Annotated in this window: 13 protein-coding genes; 4 read left to right on the top strand and 9 right to left on the bottom strand. The window is 62.2% G+C overall.

Features of this window, described 5'->3' with window-relative positions; genetic code table 11:
* Positions 1 to 2: 2 nt before the first annotated feature.
* The 8 genes from ROSMUC_RS06935 to ROSMUC_RS06900 all read right to left on the bottom strand — a co-directional run bounded on the left by ROSMUC_RS06935 (position 3) and on the right by ROSMUC_RS06900 (position 13384).
* Entirely contained in the window at positions 3 to 2042 is a 2040-nt protein-coding gene (locus ROSMUC_RS06935) for a hypothetical protein (protein WP_146005676.1), read from the bottom strand.
* Positions 2039 to 3379 carry a hypothetical protein gene (locus ROSMUC_RS06930; protein ID WP_037270957.1) on the bottom strand — a complete coding sequence of 447 codons (1341 nt, stop codon included), beginning with the start codon at positions 3377 to 3379 and terminating at the stop codon, positions 2039 to 2041. The genes ROSMUC_RS06935 and ROSMUC_RS06930 overlap by 4 nt, the downstream gene beginning before the upstream one ends.
* Positions 3380 to 3421: 42 nt before the next feature.
* Positions 3422 to 7210, bottom strand: a complete 3789-nt coding sequence (locus ROSMUC_RS06925) for a coiled-coil domain-containing protein (protein WP_206018432.1) — start codon at positions 7208 to 7210, stop codon at positions 3422 to 3424.
* Positions 7207 to 8511, bottom strand: coding sequence for a hypothetical protein (locus ROSMUC_RS06920; protein WP_037270956.1), 1305 nt, complete (start codon positions 8509 to 8511; stop codon positions 7207 to 7209). Before ROSMUC_RS06920 ends, ROSMUC_RS06925 begins: the two co-directional genes overlap by 4 nt.
* Positions 8508 to 9593 (bottom strand): hypothetical protein, encoded by a 1086-nt coding sequence (locus ROSMUC_RS06915; RefSeq protein WP_245875135.1) that lies wholly within the window; start codon positions 9591 to 9593, stop codon positions 8508 to 8510. Before ROSMUC_RS06915 ends, ROSMUC_RS06920 begins: the two co-directional genes overlap by 4 nt.
* 776 nt (positions 9594 to 10369) lie before the next feature.
* Complete coding sequence (locus tag ROSMUC_RS06910) at positions 10370 to 11881, bottom strand: PhnE/PtxC family ABC transporter permease (RefSeq protein WP_037270954.1); 1512 nt, start codon at positions 11879 to 11881, stop codon at positions 10370 to 10372.
* Complete coding sequence (locus tag ROSMUC_RS06905; RefSeq protein WP_037270952.1) at positions 11874 to 12536, bottom strand: ATP-binding cassette domain-containing protein; 663 nt, start codon at positions 12534 to 12536, stop codon at positions 11874 to 11876. The genes ROSMUC_RS06910 and ROSMUC_RS06905 overlap by 8 nt, the downstream gene beginning before the upstream one ends.
* The gene (locus tag ROSMUC_RS06900) at positions 12533 to 13384 is read right to left on the bottom strand and encodes a putative selenate ABC transporter substrate-binding protein (RefSeq protein ID WP_037270951.1); all 852 of its coding nucleotides are present in this window, start codon (positions 13382 to 13384) and stop codon (positions 12533 to 12535) included. Before ROSMUC_RS06900 ends, ROSMUC_RS06905 begins: the two co-directional genes overlap by 4 nt.
* A gap of 241 nt (positions 13385 to 13625) precedes the next feature.
* Here ROSMUC_RS06900 and ROSMUC_RS06895 point away from each other — a divergent pair, with 241 nt between their 5' ends.
* Genes ROSMUC_RS06895 through ROSMUC_RS06880 form a run of 4 tightly spaced genes read left to right on the top strand, consistent with a single transcriptional unit; the run spans position 13626 to position 17342 of the window.
* A complete protein-coding gene (locus ROSMUC_RS06895) occupies positions 13626 to 14630 on the top strand; it encodes a radical SAM protein (protein ID WP_037271072.1) in 1005 nt (334 codons plus the stop codon).
* On the top strand, positions 14630 to 15892 hold the full coding sequence (locus ROSMUC_RS06890; RefSeq protein ID WP_102105885.1) for a radical SAM protein: 1263 nt from the start codon (positions 14630 to 14632) through the stop codon (positions 15890 to 15892). The genes ROSMUC_RS06895 and ROSMUC_RS06890 overlap by 1 nt, the downstream gene beginning before the upstream one ends.
* Entirely contained in the window at positions 15889 to 16962 is a 1074-nt protein-coding gene (locus ROSMUC_RS06885; protein WP_037270950.1) for a lipoate--protein ligase family protein, read from the top strand. Before ROSMUC_RS06890 ends, ROSMUC_RS06885 begins: the two co-directional genes overlap by 4 nt.
* The gene (locus ROSMUC_RS06880; protein ID WP_037270949.1) at positions 16959 to 17342 is read left to right on the top strand and encodes a DsrE family protein; all 384 of its coding nucleotides are present in this window, start codon (positions 16959 to 16961) and stop codon (positions 17340 to 17342) included. The genes ROSMUC_RS06885 and ROSMUC_RS06880 overlap by 4 nt, the downstream gene beginning before the upstream one ends.
* Here the strand turns inward: ROSMUC_RS06880 and ROSMUC_RS06875 are convergent.
* Positions 17336 to 17776 carry a biotin/lipoyl attachment domain-containing protein gene (locus tag ROSMUC_RS06875; RefSeq protein WP_037270947.1) on the bottom strand — a complete coding sequence of 147 codons (441 nt, stop codon included), beginning with the start codon at positions 17774 to 17776 and terminating at the stop codon, positions 17336 to 17338. The genes ROSMUC_RS06880 and ROSMUC_RS06875 overlap by 7 nt on opposite strands.
* Positions 17777 to 17803 lie beyond the last annotated feature (27 nt).

Below are 17803 nucleotides of genomic sequence, written 5' to 3'. Positions count from 1 at the left end.
TTCTATTCAATGATCTGAACGACTCCCGCTCCGCAGGAGGGTCGGGTATTATCCGCGACCAGATCGTTACCAGGCAGAGTGAATACGGCTGCGCTGCCCGCGGTCCAAAATGTGCCGACACAGGCAAATCCCTGCGCCGTCGATTGCATCAGCTGCGCCTCCGAGATGCCGCGGAACTGCAGCGCTGTGGATGACCCGCTTTGCGCATCAGTACTGACCAGCCTCACGTTCATGGCATCGAGGCTCGCATTGAAAAGCGACGCGCCCACCCGGCCGGTCAGTGTTACATTGCTCAAAATCATTTCCGTCTTGGCAGAGACCGAAATCGCATACCTTGCCGATCCCAGCGTTGTTGGCGCGCCCGGTGCCCCACTGATCGCCAGCCGACTGTTGGACCCCTGCACCGCGATGGTGCCCGCGTGAACCCGCGTTGCGCGCGCGAAATATTCGCCGGAACAGAGTGAAATTCCGCGTTCCGGCGGCAGCCCGGCATCGCCATCGGCCACCATGATCACCCCATCGGTGACCAGTGTGCCGGTATCGACATGTAGCCCGATCGCCTCTTGTGGCACCTCTGCCACGCGCCGTCGGAGCGTGACGTCGCGCAGCATCAACCTGAGATCGCCTCGGCCATGGATCATCACCCGAGGCGAGGACAAAAGGCAGGGCGACGCCGCCCTGGAAGCGTCCGCGGGAACCGTCAAGATAGCCCGCTCAAGCCCCGGCATCGGGGCGATCTCGACCTCGGCAAATCCCTGTTCAGCGTCGATCAGTAATGGTGCTGTCGCTGTTACCGCCTCGGGCAGACGCACGACGAGCCGCGTCTTGCCAACACAGGATCCGCTGGCCTCGAATACTTCCGGCACAAGCGGCAAGTCTGGCCCGATCACCCTAATGCAGGTCGCCGCGCGTGCCGCGCTACAACGCATCGCCTCGGCCTGACTGGACCCCGAGTGTGCCGCTCGGACCATGAATTTCCAATCGCCCTCGCCCGGAACGATACCCAGAGCACTCGCCACCGCTGCACAGCCCTGCAGCCACAGCGCCCGCCCGTCACCAAAACGCAGGCCAGACAGGTCTCGTCCCAGAATGTCTAGCGCGGCAGGCGTCTGTTCCACGCCCTCAAAGCTGAGCGCGACGTCAATCCCCGGAACGGCAAAGAAGCCATGCGCGTGGTCATATCCATCACAATCCATCGTGCAAATGTCGGCAAAGAGCGCCGATTGCACCGCCTCCAGCGCCTCGAAACCCAACGGCGACACCTCGGCATCTTCGGGCACCGAAAAGAGCTCCCGCAATGCGGCTTTTGCGGCCTCCAACCTCGCGCCACCTTCGAGGAAGACGGGCGCAATCTCGACCCCATCGAGTCTCCGGATCGGCAAGTATCCCCGTCCCTCGCCCATCGGAGCGCTGGCAACCAAGAGCGTATCGGGCAGCCCCGCCTCGCTCATGAAAAGCTCTGCACTATGCAAGGTCCAGCCATCTTCACCGCTCTCGGGATCGGTGACCAGCGGGCCCTCAGCATCCGCACCCGGACCGCAATTGATCGTCAAACGAAGCTCAAGTGGATCAGGCTGGCCGAAGCCTTGAAACCCAGGGCCTTGTGTGCGTTCGCGAATGCTCAAAGCGGTCTTGATCGCCTCGCATTTCGCATCCAACGCGTAGAACCCCGCCCCGTTCGGCGCGGCCAGCAGATAACGCCCGTTCGCCGCCAGATCGGCCCAAATCGGTACGGTCTCGGGCCAGGCGGCCTCGGCCAAAGGCGGCGGGTTGCAGGGAATAGAGGGATGAGCACCAAGTGCCGCGCTGTCCGTCAGATCGACCTGCGTTCGGTCCGAAATGGGCCGGTCATTCGGCATCTCGATCAGCGCTCTCGCTGCGCCCTCGTTTGCGCAACCGGCAAGTTCCACCGCCTGCCCGTCAAAAAGCGCCACGTAAACATCCACATTGTCGTCGGTCACATATCGCGCTAGCGCCGGCTCCTCTGCCCGCGCGGCACCTGCCACAAGGCCGAGCAGCATGATGAGCATCCCCCGTCTCATGGCATCTGGCCCATGCAGGTCAGGGCCGTCGACGGCGACAGGCCCACTGTCAGGAACACATCGTCAATCCCTGCAGCGCGGCAGAAATCGGCAACTCCGATCCTCTGCTCGCCGTCAAAGTTCACTTGTAAATCGCCGCTCTTCATCTGGCCCTGCGCATTCAGGCAGAGGGGATTATTGGTCAGCGCAGGCTGGCGGCAGACATGCTGGGTCGCAATCATCCGGCGGCGGCTGGCAAGTTCGCAGAAATACACGCGGCAAAGCTGGCCTATCAGCGCCCGATGCTCTTCCTCGGACTGCACGACCGCGCGCACATCGTTCACCAGTTTTCCCGCCCGGGCCGCATAATCATCGGTCTCGACACGGGCCAGTTCTTCGGTCAGTTCCACGCCTCGTTCCACGATCTTGGGTAACAAGTTGACGTTGTCGCTGGTCATGAAGAGTCCTTCTTTCCAGCGGTTGAACTCATCAAGGATGGCCGTCGCCCGCAGGATGCTTTCGCGGTAATTCTCGTAGATTGGCGTCATCTTGGCGTCACGCTCTGTCTCGTAGGCGCTGAGGTAGGCCGTGTATTCCGCATTCACCGCAGATGCGCCGTCCTTGAGCCCCTCGATTGACGCCCCCGCCATTTCGAGAACGCCTTCGGCACGCTCGCGCTTGCGTTGGAACATGGCCGTGATGGGGCTTTCGACGCCGGCGAAATAGGTCTGGACAACGGCGTCAGTGGCTTCATCGACAAAAACGTTCAGCTCGGTTTCCGTGATGTTGGTGATCAGCCCGCATTCCGCGTCGAACCCAGGCGCAAGGACGCCGGAATAGCACGAAGCCATTTCGCCCAGCCGCGTGTCCAGCGTATTTGGCACACTTAGGTCCTCGGCATAGTCAAAGAGCGCAAAGTCCCAGCGCATCGCGTTCAACTCGGCCTGACTCTGCATCCTCGCAGCGCAGAAATTGTCCCGCGCGGTCAGGTCGGCATTGCCTGATCCACGAAAAGTCTCGAGGTGGCGTTCTGCATTCGCGCAATGCGCCAGCCCGGTCAGGAACCCCGCCAATTGCTGATGCACCACCGGCAATCCCTGCACCTGCGCCCGGTTGAGAAGCTTCAGGACGCGGTCCAGCTGTGCTGCCGACCGGGCGGGCTGATGGAAGTGACAGACGCCTTTTTCAAACGCCTCGATCCGCACATCGTCAAACGCAGGACCCTCACAATTCGGTGCCTCAATCACGGCACGTTCGATCACATAGTCGTCGATCGAATTGCGCGCGGTATCCCTTGCCTCGGCAACTGGTGCAGCGATCAAAACGGCCAGGGCCGTCAGAGGGGCAATCCGGCTCATGGCGTGCTCGCAAACAGAAAGAGAAGCGTGAAAACCGCGCCTTCAAACGGGCAATCGGATGGGTTCACGGCCAGCTTGTAGGTCCCGTAAACCGGCGCGCCGAGGAAAGGCAAAATCGCGTCCTGATCGTTCGGCGGCCCGGGCATGCGCGGGAATTTCCGCGCGGCAAAGCGGTTGAACTGCCAGTAGCTCAGCACCCTGTTCAGATCGGCCTCGTTTGCGGCCATGTTGTAAAAGGTGTGCTGCCCCCCCCTGCTTGGCCCGATGATCCGTTCCGGCACCGTCACGGGCGATCCTTCGGCCAGCGGCCCGGAACACCGTGCCGGACCCCAGATGTCTCAGCGTATAGGTATTCCACTGCGCACCGGTGCATGTGTATTGCGCCCCGATCAGCACATCGATCAGCGTCATCGTCTTGCGTTCGCGAAACTTGTCGTCCCAGATAACAAAGAACCCGGCTTCGCGCATGGCGTCGTCGCTGCCTGCAAAGGGCGAGATTTCAAAGGTCACTTCCTCGTCGAGCGCTAGTTTCTTGACGAATCCCGATTGCGACGGCACCACCACACGCGCCACCTCGATCGGGATCTCGGTTTCGTCAAAGAACCTCTGCCCCTCGATCTCTGAAACCAGCGCCGTCAATTGCGCCGCATCCTTGACGTAGGTCAGCGGGTAATCCTCGCGTCGACCGGTGATGCCCAACACCAATGAATACCGTTGACGCATCAGGTGTAGCAGCCGGTTCGCCGTAGTCAGGCTGGTTCGCTTGGCCGAGATGTAATCGGGAATCCCACGCAAGAGTTCGCTCAGGGTCTCTTGGCTCGCGATGAAGAGCTGTCTGCGCTCGTCCGGATCGTCGATCTCACTGGCAAGGTTGACCATCTGCTCGCGCTGCTCGGCCACCTGCCCCAGCATATCCGCCTGCACCTGCTCGATCTGCGCCTTGAGCTCTGCCCGCTGGCCCACAAGCCCGATTGAACCCTCAAGTGCGTTCACCAATTGCTCGGTATTGCCCTCTTCGCCACGAATGCGAGCCTCTACAAAGGCCAGTTCGGAATTGGAAATCGCCAACTGTTGATCAGCTTGTCTCTGGCGCAGTTCGGCAATCACTGTGGTCACCTGCTGGCTTTCCTCGGCCAACCCCTCGACGGTCGCACGGGTCACCTCGATCCGATTGATCCGTCCCTGAGCGGCACCCACAAGCGCGCCCAGCTGCGCGTTATCCTCAGTCAGTTGCGCCTCGTTCAGCGCCAGCTTTTCCAACTCCAGTCGCAGAATGTCGATTTCGTTGAAATACCGCTCGATGAGCCCCTCCTGCTGCAAGCGATCGAAATCCAGAAGCGCATTTTCCTCCGCCTGCAACTCCATCGTCGCCAACATCCGGGTGTGCTGCGCCTTGAGCCTTGCGACCTGTTCATCAATGCCAAGCTGGGCATTGTCGCAATCCACCGCAGCCATCGAGCCCTGAAGCTCCAGTTCCTTGATGGCTTGCAGCCCCTCGGCCCGCTTCCCGGCCAACTGGAAATGTGCCCGATGAAGCGCCAGTGCCTTCACGGCCTTCTCGAAATCGATCCGCTCATTTGCCTCACGGATATTGGTCAGCTGCGTGGCGAGGCTGCGAACTTGACTCTCGGTCTGAATGTTGATCTTGCCGAAGGCTAGGGCTGTATTGAGCGCCACGCGCGCGGCTTCCATCACCGCATAGGCGGGCTTGTCCACCTTGATCGTGGTGTAGACGCCGCTCGCCATGCCGGCAGCGGCAACTGTGGTTTCCGGCACCCCGGCGAGTGCCGCATAGGCACCTTGCACGACGGCCAAACCAGTCTGCAAGCCCAGGATCGTGTTCTGGAAATCACTCGCCCAGCCCGATACGAAATCAAGCTGTTCGTTTACCTTGTCGCGCTGTTGCTCCAGCCCAAACCGCTGTTTCTCCAACAGCGCCTTTTCGGCGTCATAGATGCCCTTGGCGAAATCCACCTCGGTTTGCGAAAAGCCATTGCAAGACACGGCGTCCAGCTCGTCCTCAAGGCTCATCCCGCTGTCGATCAGGGTCGAAGCCTCAGCCATCGGCTCAAGCTCGGCCAGTTCCACCGGGTCACCGATCACACATTTCAGCACAAAGGCTCGGCCAAGAATTCTAGCGTCGTTAAGCTTGGCTCGCAGTCCCGGCTCGCTGTCAGTGCCGCACATCGTTTCTTGGTATTCCACACGAGTGAAAGACGGGCTGACCACGTCGCAGGGTTCCTCGCCTGGCAGAGCGGGGGTAAAGGGCGAGTCCAGCGTTTCACCAATGAAGGCGAGCTGGTTTTCAACGCCGCAAATGTCCTCCCGGATCACACTACGGCGCAGCGCGTGCACCTCCACCTGTGTCAAGTCGATCCGTTCGATCCGTTGCTGCGCGCCCTCGATGGAATTCTGCGCATCGACAATCCGCGTTTCCAAAATCGCCCGCTGCCGCGCCAACGTTTCCAACTGCGTCCGGTTGCGCGCCAGCTGCCTATCATACTCCCCGATCTGACTTTCCAGCGACGACACCTGTAGATCGAGGTTCATTCGCGTCATCTCGAAACTCAGCATCCAACGCAGTTCCGCTCGTCGCTCGATCTCTGCTTCCTTTGTAATCGCGATAAGATCGAGCGCCTGACGCTCCTGCAATTGCTGGCGGCGGTTCTCAAATTCCGCAATTTTGGTGGACAGCGCGATCTCCAGATTTCTGATCTGTTGCCGTCGGCTGAACGTGTCCAGCTCCGCGTCCAGCGCGCTAACCTCTTGCTGCACTTCGCCGGTCAGAATCTGCGCCTCGGTTTCCAGTTTGCCGATCTGGTGCGCAAGAAGATTGACCTTTTGCCCCCGTACCACACGGCGTTCATCGATGGCGCGCGTCGCCTGCCCTTCGGAAGCAGCCGACCATTCGCGCACAATGGCCTCCATCCGCGCCTCGACCGCCTCCAGATCGCGTTTTGTCCGGTCGAGCGCCTGTTGCAGTTCCTCGAAGGGGATCGTGGTAAACGCCACCGGGTCGATATTGAGAAATATCATCCCCCGCCGCAGGCTCTCCATCCTTGCCTGCAATTCGCCTTCAAGGATCGCGAGATCGGCGCGCAGATCATCATAGGACTGTTCCGCAGGGATGTCGGTCTTGGTCTCGATCAGGGTCCAGAGCGCAAACTCATATTGCGTATGCGCCTTGTGCAGGTTTGGCTGATCCTCCAGCGCCGCGCCCGGGATTACCTCTAACGCCTCACTGACGGCAAAACCCAACGATTTGACGCGCGCTTCGCTCATCGTCTGGTACCATGTATCGCCCACGGTCATGCGCAGCCTGATCTTGACGCTGCTCAACCCCACGAGCTGCCGCGTATAGGTGCGAAACGCGTCTTCCTCCTCTCCACTCCCTTGTTGCCGGGCAAGAAGTTTCAGCCCCCGTTCGACCACCGCAATCCCGTCTTCCGCATGTTGTTGGGCGTTCTGTGGCGACAGCAGCGTGCTATCGCGGCTCAGAACACCTGCGGTGGAAAGGAATGGCAGGTCAGAGGCCAGAAAAAGACGGTAGCGCGCCAGTTGCAGATGGCAGTCAAACCCACAGACCTGCGCCAGCCGCCCGCCTGGATCGGACCCGCAGCTATCAAGATAGGATTCCAACTCCGGCGCCACGTCTGACATATATTTCAGGTCACCCCGGAACGTGGCGATCTGGAGCAAAGTGACCAGTTCGGCCGCGTGCAACTGCGCCTCTTCCGCCGACACGTCGAGGCATTGCTGCGCCTCTGCCCCCCGCCCCGGCAGGGCGGCGGCGAGAGCCAGGACAAGGATCAGGAAGAAGCGCCGGATCATTGCAATTCCTCCAGCAAATTGGCGCTGATCTGGCCGACATGCCGGGCAAGTTCGGCCATCAATTCTGTCTCAAGGCTTGGCGAGGTGCCCGCTTCCACCAACGCCCGGGCGCGGGCGAGGCAGGCGACATAAGGTCCTTCGATTTCGGTCGTCAATACGAAGGAATCGCGGTTCATATCCAACGCGTCATAGACTGACCCGAGTCCCCTGCAATCCGCCAATCCGTCATCCGGTCGTAGTTCGGCCAGCGCTGCCAGCTCCGTCAGCACTCCGTCCATGAGCGCGACCATCGCCGCCATCTGACCCTGAGCCGCCTGGTATTCCGACATCTCGCCCGGCTGGTTCAAAGCCGAAAGGTCCACTGCCTCAAGCTCTGAAATGGTCTCTTCAGCCTTCAACTGGTCGTTCTGCACCAAACGGATATTCGCCGCCGCATTGCCGAAAACACGCTCCAATTCGAGGATCTCCGCCGTCAGGATCTCTACGTCCATCGCGTTGACGAGGCTCTGAAATTCTTCTGCTGCAGCGTTGAGCAGCGTCAGGCTGTCCTCCACTTTTGCCCGCGCCTCCAGTGCGATCCGTTCCCTTACCCGCACCTCGATCAGCCGAACGGTTTCGGCCCGTCCCCGCACCGGCTCGAACGCGCAGACCAGATCGGAAAGCGCCGATCCCCCCAGCCGCTCCGCCGCCGCCGCTCTCAACGGCTCCAGCACCGCCCAGCCCTCTGCCGGTGTGACCTCCACGCTCGTGTCCAGCGCGCTGTCCTCGAGCGCCGCCATCCGGGTAAGTCTTGTGCATTTCTCAGTCAGATCCGGCGCTGCAAAGTAGAGACGCGCAGTGATGAGATAAGCCTCGAGCGCCGCCGCCTTCTGCCTTGCTGCTAGCGCCGCCACCATCTCCGATGGGTCCTCTTGGTCCTCCGCGTAATAACCCACACGCGTCAGATAGAGTTCTGCCCAGGCCAGCCGCCGCATCAGCGGCCCCGCCTCTTCCTCTCTTAAGGGGATCACCGGAAAGGCCAGCCTGGCCCCTTGGCCACCCGTGCCGGGAGCGGTCTCTCCAACCACCTCGCCAATGATCGGCACGCCGAAATCAACTGCCGGCTCGCGCACCGGCTCGGGCACAGCTGCCGCAGTTTCAAACATCGCGAACGCGGCCGTGTCAGGCGCTTCGCGTCCCAACGTCGCCCGCCAGAACCCGTCGAGCTTGTTGATGCCATAGGCACGGTCTAGCACCGCGTTCTGCGCCTCCACCGGCGCCGAAAGGCTTCCTAAGAGCGTGATCCACAAAAGCTGTCTCATCTGCAGTACCACACCCGTTCCGTGGCGTTTGGCAGCATGCAATTGCCATTCGCATCCCCCAACGCCCGCCAATCCGCCCGGATCAACGACAGCGCATCGCGCGCTGCATTGGCGGGGCTGTCCGCACCTAATATTCCCTCAAGCTGTGGAAACGGCCGCGCCGGATCGGTCGGCATCAGCACCCCGATCATGTTGATGTGAAACGCAGATTCTTTCAGGAATCCCTGCGCCGTGCGTACCGTCTCGGTCCTGACCTCCGCATAATCCGCAGGCCCGAATCCCCCTAGCGCCACCCGAAAAGCATCCTCACGGTTCTCCACCCGGCGCAGCCTTGCGCGTCCATCGGCCATGAGCTGATCCAGAACCGCGCTATCGACACGCAACGCCGCGCCCTCGCCAGACACCCCGCCGAACACCTCATCGAAAAGGCCGCGCACATTGCCCAGCACTCGGCCTGCCGCTTCGATTTCGATCCGGCGCAATGCGATCCCTGTCTCCAGATCCGAGGCTTGGGACACGAAGGTCCGCAGCGCGATGTTGAGGGTACCCATGACATCGGCCACGGCATCAGGTGGCGTCAGAAAGATCGCCCTTGCAAACTGCGTCGCCTCCGCCGCTGCGATGGCCTGCACCCTTGCCCGGGTCAGCGCACTTTCCGGGCAGCCGCCCACCTGGTCGAGCTCGCCCAGCATTTGCGTCGCGTGGTAAATCTGGCGCATCTGCGCCAAGGTGCCAAAACTGGCGCTTTGCCTGAACTCGGTGTCCACCGTGCCTAGGTAATCACGCAGCCATTCACGCCCTTTCACCACGGCCCGGCACTGCACGCCCGTCGCCCTTGCGCGAACATGGTTGCCAAAATACGCCGCGCCGAGAGCAAATTTCTGGTCCAGACTCGGCGCTACATCCTCTGCGAAAAGAGTCGCGATGATCGTGTCGTATTCTCCACAGGCCAGCACCCGTTCGAGGCACAGCTGATCCTGTTGGAGATCGCAAGCGGTGATCGACGGCCCGCAAAAGGCCTGCGCCATCGCCCGATCTGACCAGATCGTTGTCAGCACCATCGCGGCAAGCACCGCAATCATGCGAACAGCTCCTGTGGCCGTCTGACTATGTATTATTCTTCGTAACATTAACCCCATGCCTGCAAATGGCAGGGGACTGCAAAATTCACGTATTTACGGGAAAGTCTTCATTGTGAAAGCGCAGTTACCCCCCAAAAAAACCGGAAGTTGCCGAAAAATTATCAATCTAGAGTAGTCTTTCGCACCGATTCGCACAACCAAAAGAAACGGCCATTCCCAGGCTCATCCAAGCGGCCTGTTTGCGGGGTAACGACACTTGACGGTGTTCTACTGCCTCAACTCCCGCATCCTCCAGCTGCTCCGGGCCTGAAACGTCACACAGGCTCTCCATCCTGAAAGCGACTGTCGCGCTGTCTCTAATTCAGGAGGTTTTGACATGGCCGTTGTCTCTCCACGTTCGGTGACTTGAATGATGGGGACGTGTCAAGTACGCGCTTGGTTATCGACCAGAATAAGGCCCAGACCGCGCCCTGATTTCCAAGTCAGCCAGCCGGTTTCAGTCTAGGTCGCACAGCGGCATGAAAGCCGGTTGAAAGCCAGCGATTGACCGTCGTACCATCGCCATCGCGCTCGATGAAATTGGTATCCCGGTCGCCCTTCAGGGGCAAACGTCTCTACGGCACCTTTAAACCGCCTTGTGGCGATCCCGGTCCCCGCAAGGGCGCCATCGGCTGCGTGCAAGCATCCGCATCGTGTGATCTGATTTACCCTTTGAAATCAAAGGCACTACGGATGCAAAACCAGAAAATCCGCCGTTGTTCGTTTCGGACCAAAGGTCATGCGCGCTCTCCAAGCAAGGTCTCTTGCGGCATCCGCCGCAGCGCACCCGTCCCGAGACGTCGCCGAATTGCACGCGACATCGAATCGATCGCTGCCGTCAGCCCTCCGGCAATGATAAGGAGGATGATCGCCCGGTCGAGCCGCAACTCGGCCATGGCACTGTCGATGTAAAACCCCAGCGTCATCACTCCGAGCAGACCCATGACCGCCGTTTCCCTCAAGATGATCTCCCAGCGATAAAGGCAAAGTGCCAGAAACGAACCGTATAGCCGCGGCATCAGTTCCCATGCCCAGAGCGTGACACCACGCGGCGCATCCGCACGCAACTCGGGGCAAAGCGCCTCGGCCTGCCGCCCCAGCAGATGACCGATGATCGCGCCGTTGTGCAACGACAAGGCAAGGATTGCGGGCAGCATAGAAGGGCCGAAGACCTGCACGAAGAGATAAGCCAGCATGTATTCGGGAAAAGATCGCAAGACCACCAGCATAAAATGGCCCGCAACCGCACCGAAGCGCCCGCTCACCCGTGGCACGATCAAGCCGAAGCTGAAGAACGCGACGGCGCCGGTCAGCACCAGTGCAATCTGCGCGCAAATCAAGGTGGCGATGAGGCCCGGCAGCGCCTCGGCTGAGAGGATGTGCCCCAGCCACTCGGCCAGTGCTGCGCCGTCCCAGCCATCGCGCAACGGTGCGGGCACGATGTCTTCACTCAGAAAACGCCAAAGCGCGCCCTGCCCCATCGGTGGGCTTTGCAACGTCGTCAGCACCACCACCGCAGCCAAGATCCAGACCGGCACCAGCCGCCAGCGCATCCAGAGCCGAATGGACGCAATCAGCGCCACATAGAGGATCATGATCGCCGAGGCCGCGTCATACTCGCCCTGACGAAAAAAACTGTCGAGTTGGAAGCCCAGGGTCGGCAAGCCGATGAACCCCAGCACGGCCGAGGACCGCAACCCACATTCGAGCCGGTAGAGCGCATAGATTCGCATCGGCGCCAGCGCCAGCGGCGCACGGGCATAAAGGAACCGCGACAGCCCGTCCGTCCCCCTTGGCAAGGCGCGGGAGGGGCGCTGATCAGCCTCCTCGAGATGCTCGGCGAACACCTTGGCGAAGATACCGGCATAGGGCAGCGCGATGGCCAGAACGCCGGTCAGCGCACTGACGCCCAACACCTGCAACAGCAATAGCGCCCAGAAAAGTTCGTGCACCGATCGCAACGCGATGCAAAAGGCGCGCAGCCAAGGATGATCGTAGAAAGGCGCCATGATCAGCCCCGCGACACCGCCCGCCGCAACCCCGGCCACCGCGAACATCACTGTCAGCACTAGGGCACGGCCGATATGCTCTACCGCTGTGAAATCAGGGGCAAGAAACCCTTGCACCATGCGCCAGAGCACGCCGCGCGGATCGTGCCCCGCCAGCGTGAGATCGGCGAAGGGGAGCACCAACAGCGCCAGAACAAACAGTCCTGCCGTGACCTGCAGGCGGCTCAGGCGCTCAGGCATAAAGGGCCTCGATCCGCGCGCGCGCAATCTCGGCGGGGGCGGCGTCCATGACCACGCGCCCATCCTTGAGGCCGACCACGCGCGTCGCAAACCCAAGCGCCTGATCGACATCGTGCAGTGCCAGCACCACACGGTCGAACCGTGCGGCGATATGGTTCAGAATCTCGGAACCTTGGGTCTCGTCCAGCGCCGAGACCGGCTCGTCCCCCAGCAGGACATCGCCGCCCCGCCAAAGCGCCCGCGCAAGCGCGACGCGTTGTTTCTGACCGCCCGACAGCCCCTCGACCGTGCGATCCATTTGCGGAGATAGCCCCAAGGTGCTCAGAACCTCGCCCACCCCGGCGCGATCCTTCGCGCGCGGGCGCACAAGGTTGGTCAGGTTGTAAAGCGCCCCATGATCGTCGAGCCGCCCCATCAGAGCGTTGCGCAACACACTCAGTTGCGGCACCAATCCCTGCTCTTGCGGCACAAGTGCCACCCGGTTGCCCTCGGCCAGAAGAGCATCGTAGAGCGCGCCCAAAAGCGTTGTTTTTCCCGCACCGCTACAACCCAAGAGCGCCACACGCTCACCGGGGGCGAGCGCAAAGCTCACCCCCGTAAGGACCGGCGCGGCCCCATAGCCCAGCGATTGCCGGTCCAACAGCACCCGGTTCACTCCAGCAGGCCCAGTGCGCGCGCGGTCTCGGCGATCGGCTCGAAGTCGGAGTTCTGCGCCGGAATGAAAGCCTCGCGCGGGAAACTCGCCAGCAGGTCGGGATCGGTCATACCCACCAGTGCCGCCTGCACCCGGTCCGCGAACCCTTCGCCAAAGCGTGCATCGACATCGCCCCGGATCGTCCAGTTGTAATCGGGATAGGGCGGCGTTTGCCAAATCACCCTGGCGCTCTCGGTCTCGGGGGCACCCTCGGCCAGCGCCTTGTCGTAGACAGCGTAATTGAGCGCACCCAATTGCCAAGCCCCAGAGGCTACCAACCGCAGGGTCTGGCTGTGATCGCCCGAATACCCGACACGACCAAAGAAATCCTCTGGCGCCTTGCCGGTGTTCTCCCGGATGTTGAACTCTGGCATCAATCGGCCTGACGTCGAAGTTTTGGCCCCGAAGGTAAAGCTCATCCCCTCGGCGGCCATCGGAAACGCCTCATCCGGTACCAATCCGGTGTCCTTGTGGGCGATGAAATAGGTGATGAAGGTCGGGTCCTCGGACCCCTGCGCGATCGCCCGCGCCCCCGGCACCAATTGCCGTGCCTGCACGCCCGACAACCCGCCGAACCACGCAAGCTGCACCTGATCGTTACGGAACGCGGTCACCGCAGCCGGATAGCTCTTGACCGGCACGAATTCCACCTCGACCCCCAACTCCTGCTCCAGATAATCCGCCACCTTGGAAAACCGCGTCATCAGCGCGGTCTCGTCCTCGTCTGGAATGGCAGAAAAATACAAAGTCTGGGCGCTGGCTGTCGCAGCCAGCATCATTGCGGCGCACACTGCACCGATCCGTTTCATGGCACGCATGTCTTCCTCCCTTGCGTGAAGATCATTCTTTTGAGGTTGATCTGGGCGACAAGGAGTCCGGGACTTAAGTCCCCTGCCCGTTCTTCCGATAACCTTTGAGGCACGGAAGCCATCCTGATGATGGGGCGGAGCGCACACGGCGCATCGGCTCGTCGACTTTGTTATCTTAACCGGTTCGGCGGCGCTGTCCAGAAAAGTTGAGTTGCCCGTGGGGCGCTGCTATTTCCTGATCATGGAATGGCAAGATCATATCGCCCGAATCGAGGCATTTGACGGGCTAGTCTTCGACCCTGGACTCCTCTCGGACATGCAGTATGCCTTCTCTCCGCGCACACTCGCCGGTGCGGCACCGTCGTTTCTGAGCTATGACAGCGACGATCTGCCCGGCTGCGGGCGCGCGGCCTTTCCCACGTTTTCGATCACCGGCCCGGCCTGTGCGCTTGATTGCGCGCATTGCCGCGCTGAGGTGCTCCGTCCGATGATCCCAGCTACTTCACCCGAGATGCTGGAGCGCGAGGTTCGGCGCATCGCCGACACGCGACACCTGCGTGGATTTCTACTCTCGGGCGGCTCGAACCGGCGCAACGAGATACCCTATGCGCGCTACTGGCCCGCCGTCGAGCGGCTCAAGCGCGACCTGACAGACATTGAAATCGCCGTACACACCGGTCTGATCGACGCACCACGGGCCGAGGCAATGGCCGGAGCCGGAGTCGATCTGGCGATGATCGACATCATCGGGGCCGAGAAAACTGTTCGCGAGGTCTACAATCTCGACCGGCCCGTGGCGGATTTCGAGGCCTCACTCGCGGCGCTTTGCGCGGCCGGGTTGCGAGTCGCCCCGCACATCGTCATCGGCCTGCATTTCGGTGCGATCCTCGGCGAATACCAGGCATTGGAGATTTGCCTCAGGTACCCCATCTCGGCGCTGGTGCTGGTGGTGGTGATGCCGCAGCCAGGGCAGGACCGTCGCTTTGTCACTCCCGATACGGATGCGGTTGGGCGGTTCCTGTTCGAGGCGCGGCAGGCGGCCCTCGACCTGCCGGTCACTTTGGGCTGCGCCCGCCCGCATGGAGCCGCACGGCGCAGGATGGATGCCTATGCGGTGATGGCCGGTCTTGACGCCATCGCCTTTCCCTCGGACGGGGCGATCACGCTCGCCCGCGCGATCGGTCGTCCGATACATCCCGATCCGACCTGCTGCGCGCTTGGTGCCCTGCGTCGGGCCGCCGCCTGATGGTCTGCGGCACCGAGCCTGCGGCCCGCCCCGGCGCGGGCGATTGGAACCGCCCCGAGGCGATGCGCCCTCGCGCTGCCCCCAAAGTGCCGGGCGACCGGCGCATGGGCGCGCCGGTGCGCGATGCGGCACAAAGGCCCGGCGCGCTGCATCTGCCCCGCTCGAGCCCGGTCGCGCCGCTGATGCGGTCGCCCGACTACGTTCAGGTCTCGACCGCGGCGGCGATCACCCTGGGGCTGGCCCCCGGATCGCTCTTCGGCTGTTCCTGCACGCGATGCCTGAACCTGCTGCTGACCTATCCCGAAGGCTGCCGCGCCAATTGCGCCTATTGCGGCCTTGCGCGGCACCGCGAGGCGGCATCGGACTATGCCGACCGCAATTTCATTCGGGTGGACTGGCCCTCGCTGCCAGTGGCCGACCTGATCGAGCGGGTGTCGGGCGACCCCGACACGCCGTTTCACCGGATGTGCATTTCGATGATCACCCATCCGCGCTCCGAGGCCGACACCTTTGCCGTGCTCAAGGCCTGGACCGACCGCATCCCGCAATCGCATGTGCCGGTTTCGATCCTGTCAAACCCGACCACGATGACCCGGGATGATGTCGTGACGCTGGACGCCCTCGGAGCCGAGACCTTTACTGTCGCTCTCGACGCTGCAACACCTGCGATCTTCGACGCCACGCGCGGGCGCGGCGTGGCCTCGCCCCACAGCTGGGCCGGTTACTGGGCACGGCTGATGGATGCCGCCGAGATTTTCGGCCGCGGGCGGTTCGGCGCGCATATCATCATTGGCATGGGCGAAACTGAGTTCGAAGCTCTTGGGCTGGTCGAGCGCCTGGTCGAGATGGGCGGCTCCAGTCACATGTTCTGCTTCTACCCGGAACGCGGCTCGCTCATGGATCATTTGCCCGCCACCCCGCGCCCGCAATGGCGGCGCGTGCAACTGGCGCGCTACCTAATCGAATTTCGAGGCCTGCGCCTGCGACACATGCGCTTTGACACCGAAGGGCGCGTTGCCGATTTCGGCCTGCGCCACGCAGAGATTGACGCGATCATCGCCGAAGGCACGGCCTTTCGCACTTCGGGCTGTCCGGGCAAGGAACGCGCCGACATCTCGGCCTGCGACCGGCCCTACGGGGACAGCCCGCCGCGCGACATCGCTTCTTATCCGTTTCCCCCCGCTCCGCATGATACCGCGCGCATCCGCGCCCAACTCGAGGGCCACGATCCCGGCCTCGCTTTCCCGTGGGAAGAGCCATGACACCCTTTCGCCTGATAGACAGCGGGGTGGCCGATGGCCGCCACCAGATCGCCTATGACGCCGCGCTCACCGAACTGCATGAGGCGGGGCGCGTGCCCGATACGCTGCGGTTCCTGCGCTTTCCACCTACTGTGCTGATCGGATTACACCAGTCGATGCAGCGCGAGGTTCAGGTGGACCGGTGTCGTGCCGAGGGGGTGGGTCTTGTTCGCCGGGTCTCTGGCGGCGGTGCGATCTATCTCGATCCGGGTCAAGTCGGGTGGGAGCTGGTGTTTCGCCGCGGCACCCTGCCCGAGACCGATCTGGGCGGCATTGCACGTATCATCTGCGACGCGGTGGCGGGTGGCCTGTCGGACGCTTTCGGAATCGACGCGCAATTTCGGCCCCGCAATGACATCGAGGTGGACGGGCGCAAGCTTTCGGGCACAGGCGGGTTCTGGCAGGGCGACACGATGGTCTATCAGGGGACGGTTCTGATCGACATGGATGCATCCCGCGTGCGAGATCTGCTGAACGTGCCGGCCGCCAAGCTGGCGCGTCACGGCGCGGCGGATGTGGGTGACCGACTGGTGACGCTCAAAGCCCTCTTGGGAGAGGCCCCTTCTGTGGACGCCGTGCAGGAGGCCGTGCGAACAGGGCTTGAACGCCATCTCGGGATCATCACCACGCCCGACACGCCAAACACCGAAGAACGCACCCTGACCGAAGCGAAGCTAACTGCCGAGATCGGCACGGACGCCTTCGTCTTTGGCGAGCCAGAGCCCGCAGGTGAAGACGTCGCCACAGCGGAGGCCACCCATCCCGGTGGCACGCTGCGCGCCGATCTACGACTTGAAGGTCCTCCCGGTGGACGCCGCATCCGCGAAGCACTCGTCACGGGGGATTTCTTCGTCGCGCCGCCGCGTATCATTCTTGATCTCGAAGCGCATCTGCGCGGACTGCCTGCCGCCGAGGCTGCCAACGCCACCGATGCATTCTTTGCCGCCAACCCAGCGGGCACCCTGTCCCTTCCCGTTCCGGCCTTTGCCGCCATCATCGCTGAGGCGATTTCTGAGGATGCCAGATCATGAGTGACCGCCGACGACTGATCGTGCTCCTGGTCAACACTGATCCGCGCCACGGTCCCGAACTGGGCGCGCCGCTCTATCATGCCGCCGTCGCCGCCGCGATGGATTACGATGTCGACGTAATCTGCACTGCCGCCGCAGGTGCCCTGATGAAAAAAGGCGTAGCGGAATCCTTGCGGATAAAGCCTGACAGCCCCAAGACTGTACTAGACTTCATCCGCAACGCACATGAGGCTGGGGCGCGGTTCCTGTGCTGTTCGGCCAATCTCGAGTTGCATGACATGACCGAGACCGACATGATCCCCGAATGCTCGGGACTTGTTGGCACAGCCAGTTTCATGGCCGAGATCATGGAAACGGACGCCCGTGTGCTGACCTACTGACAGCCCGGAAAATCATTGGCGTCCATCCAGGCGCCATAGGCCTGTGCGATCCCGTCACCGCTTGCCAGCCCGGCAAGCGGCTCTTCCGTCGTACTGTTCGCGACCATCACCCATCCCGTACCGTAAGGATCATCGGCGAGGACTGCAGGGCGCTCGGCAAGCGTATCGTTCACCGCCTCGACGGTTCCATCGAAAGCAAGCCTCATGGGTCCCACCCATTTGCTACTTTCTATCGTTGCCGCCGAACGTCCTGCCTCGAACAGGCGCCCCACACGCTTGGGGGTGACAGCAAAGATCTGGCGGGATGCCAGTGCTACCGCGACCTGCGTCAGCCCGATCCGGAACCGGCCCTCCGCCATCGGCAGATACCAGACATGGTTACCGACGTCGTAATGACGGTCCGTTGGGAACTCGCAGCCCTTGACAGAAACCATTTTGTTCTCCTGTGGTGCCTGCGCTGG

This window comes from Roseovarius mucosus DSM 17069, assembly GCF_000768555.3.
Taxonomy (GTDB): domain Bacteria; phylum Pseudomonadota; class Alphaproteobacteria; order Rhodobacterales; family Rhodobacteraceae; genus Roseovarius; species Roseovarius mucosus.
This window is presented reverse-complemented; position numbering and strand designations above follow the sequence as displayed.

Bases quoted from the DNA above. Each gene is read 5' to 3' on its own strand.
- ROSMUC_RS06935 (WP_146005676.1), bottom strand. From the start codon at position 2,042: ATGAGACGGGGGATGCTCATCATGCTGCTCGGCCTTGTGGCAGGTGCC.
- ROSMUC_RS06930 (WP_037270957.1), bottom strand. From the start codon at position 3,379: ATGAGCCGGATTGCCCCTCTGACGGCCCTGGCCGTTTTGATCGCTGCA.
- ROSMUC_RS06925 (WP_206018432.1), bottom strand. From the start codon at position 7,210: ATGATCCGGCGCTTCTTCCTGATCCTTGTCCTGGCTCTCGCCGCCGCC.
- ROSMUC_RS06920 (WP_037270956.1), bottom strand. From the start codon at position 8,511: ATGAGACAGCTTTTGTGGATCACGCTCTTAGGAAGCCTTTCGGCGCCG.
- ROSMUC_RS06915 (WP_245875135.1), bottom strand. From the start codon at position 9,593: ATGATTGCGGTGCTTGCCGCGATGGTGCTGACAACGATCTGGTCAGAT.
- ROSMUC_RS06910 (WP_037270954.1), bottom strand. From the start codon at position 11,881: ATGCCTGAGCGCCTGAGCCGCCTGCAGGTCACGGCAGGACTGTTTGTT.
- ROSMUC_RS06900 (WP_037270951.1), bottom strand. From the start codon at position 13,384: ATGAAACGGATCGGTGCAGTGTGCGCCGCAATGATGCTGGCTGCGACA.
- ROSMUC_RS06895 (WP_037271072.1), top strand. From the start codon at position 13,626: ATGGAATGGCAAGATCATATCGCCCGAATCGAGGCATTTGACGGGCTA.
- ROSMUC_RS06890 (WP_102105885.1), top strand. From the start codon at position 14,630: ATGGTCTGCGGCACCGAGCCTGCGGCCCGCCCCGGCGCGGGCGATTGG.
- ROSMUC_RS06885 (WP_037270950.1), top strand. From the start codon at position 15,889: ATGACACCCTTTCGCCTGATAGACAGCGGGGTGGCCGATGGCCGCCAC.
- ROSMUC_RS06880 (WP_037270949.1), top strand. From the start codon at position 16,959: ATGAGTGACCGCCGACGACTGATCGTGCTCCTGGTCAACACTGATCCG.
- ROSMUC_RS06875 (WP_037270947.1), bottom strand. From the start codon at position 17,776: ATGGTTTCTGTCAAGGGCTGCGAGTTCCCAACGGACCGTCATTACGAC.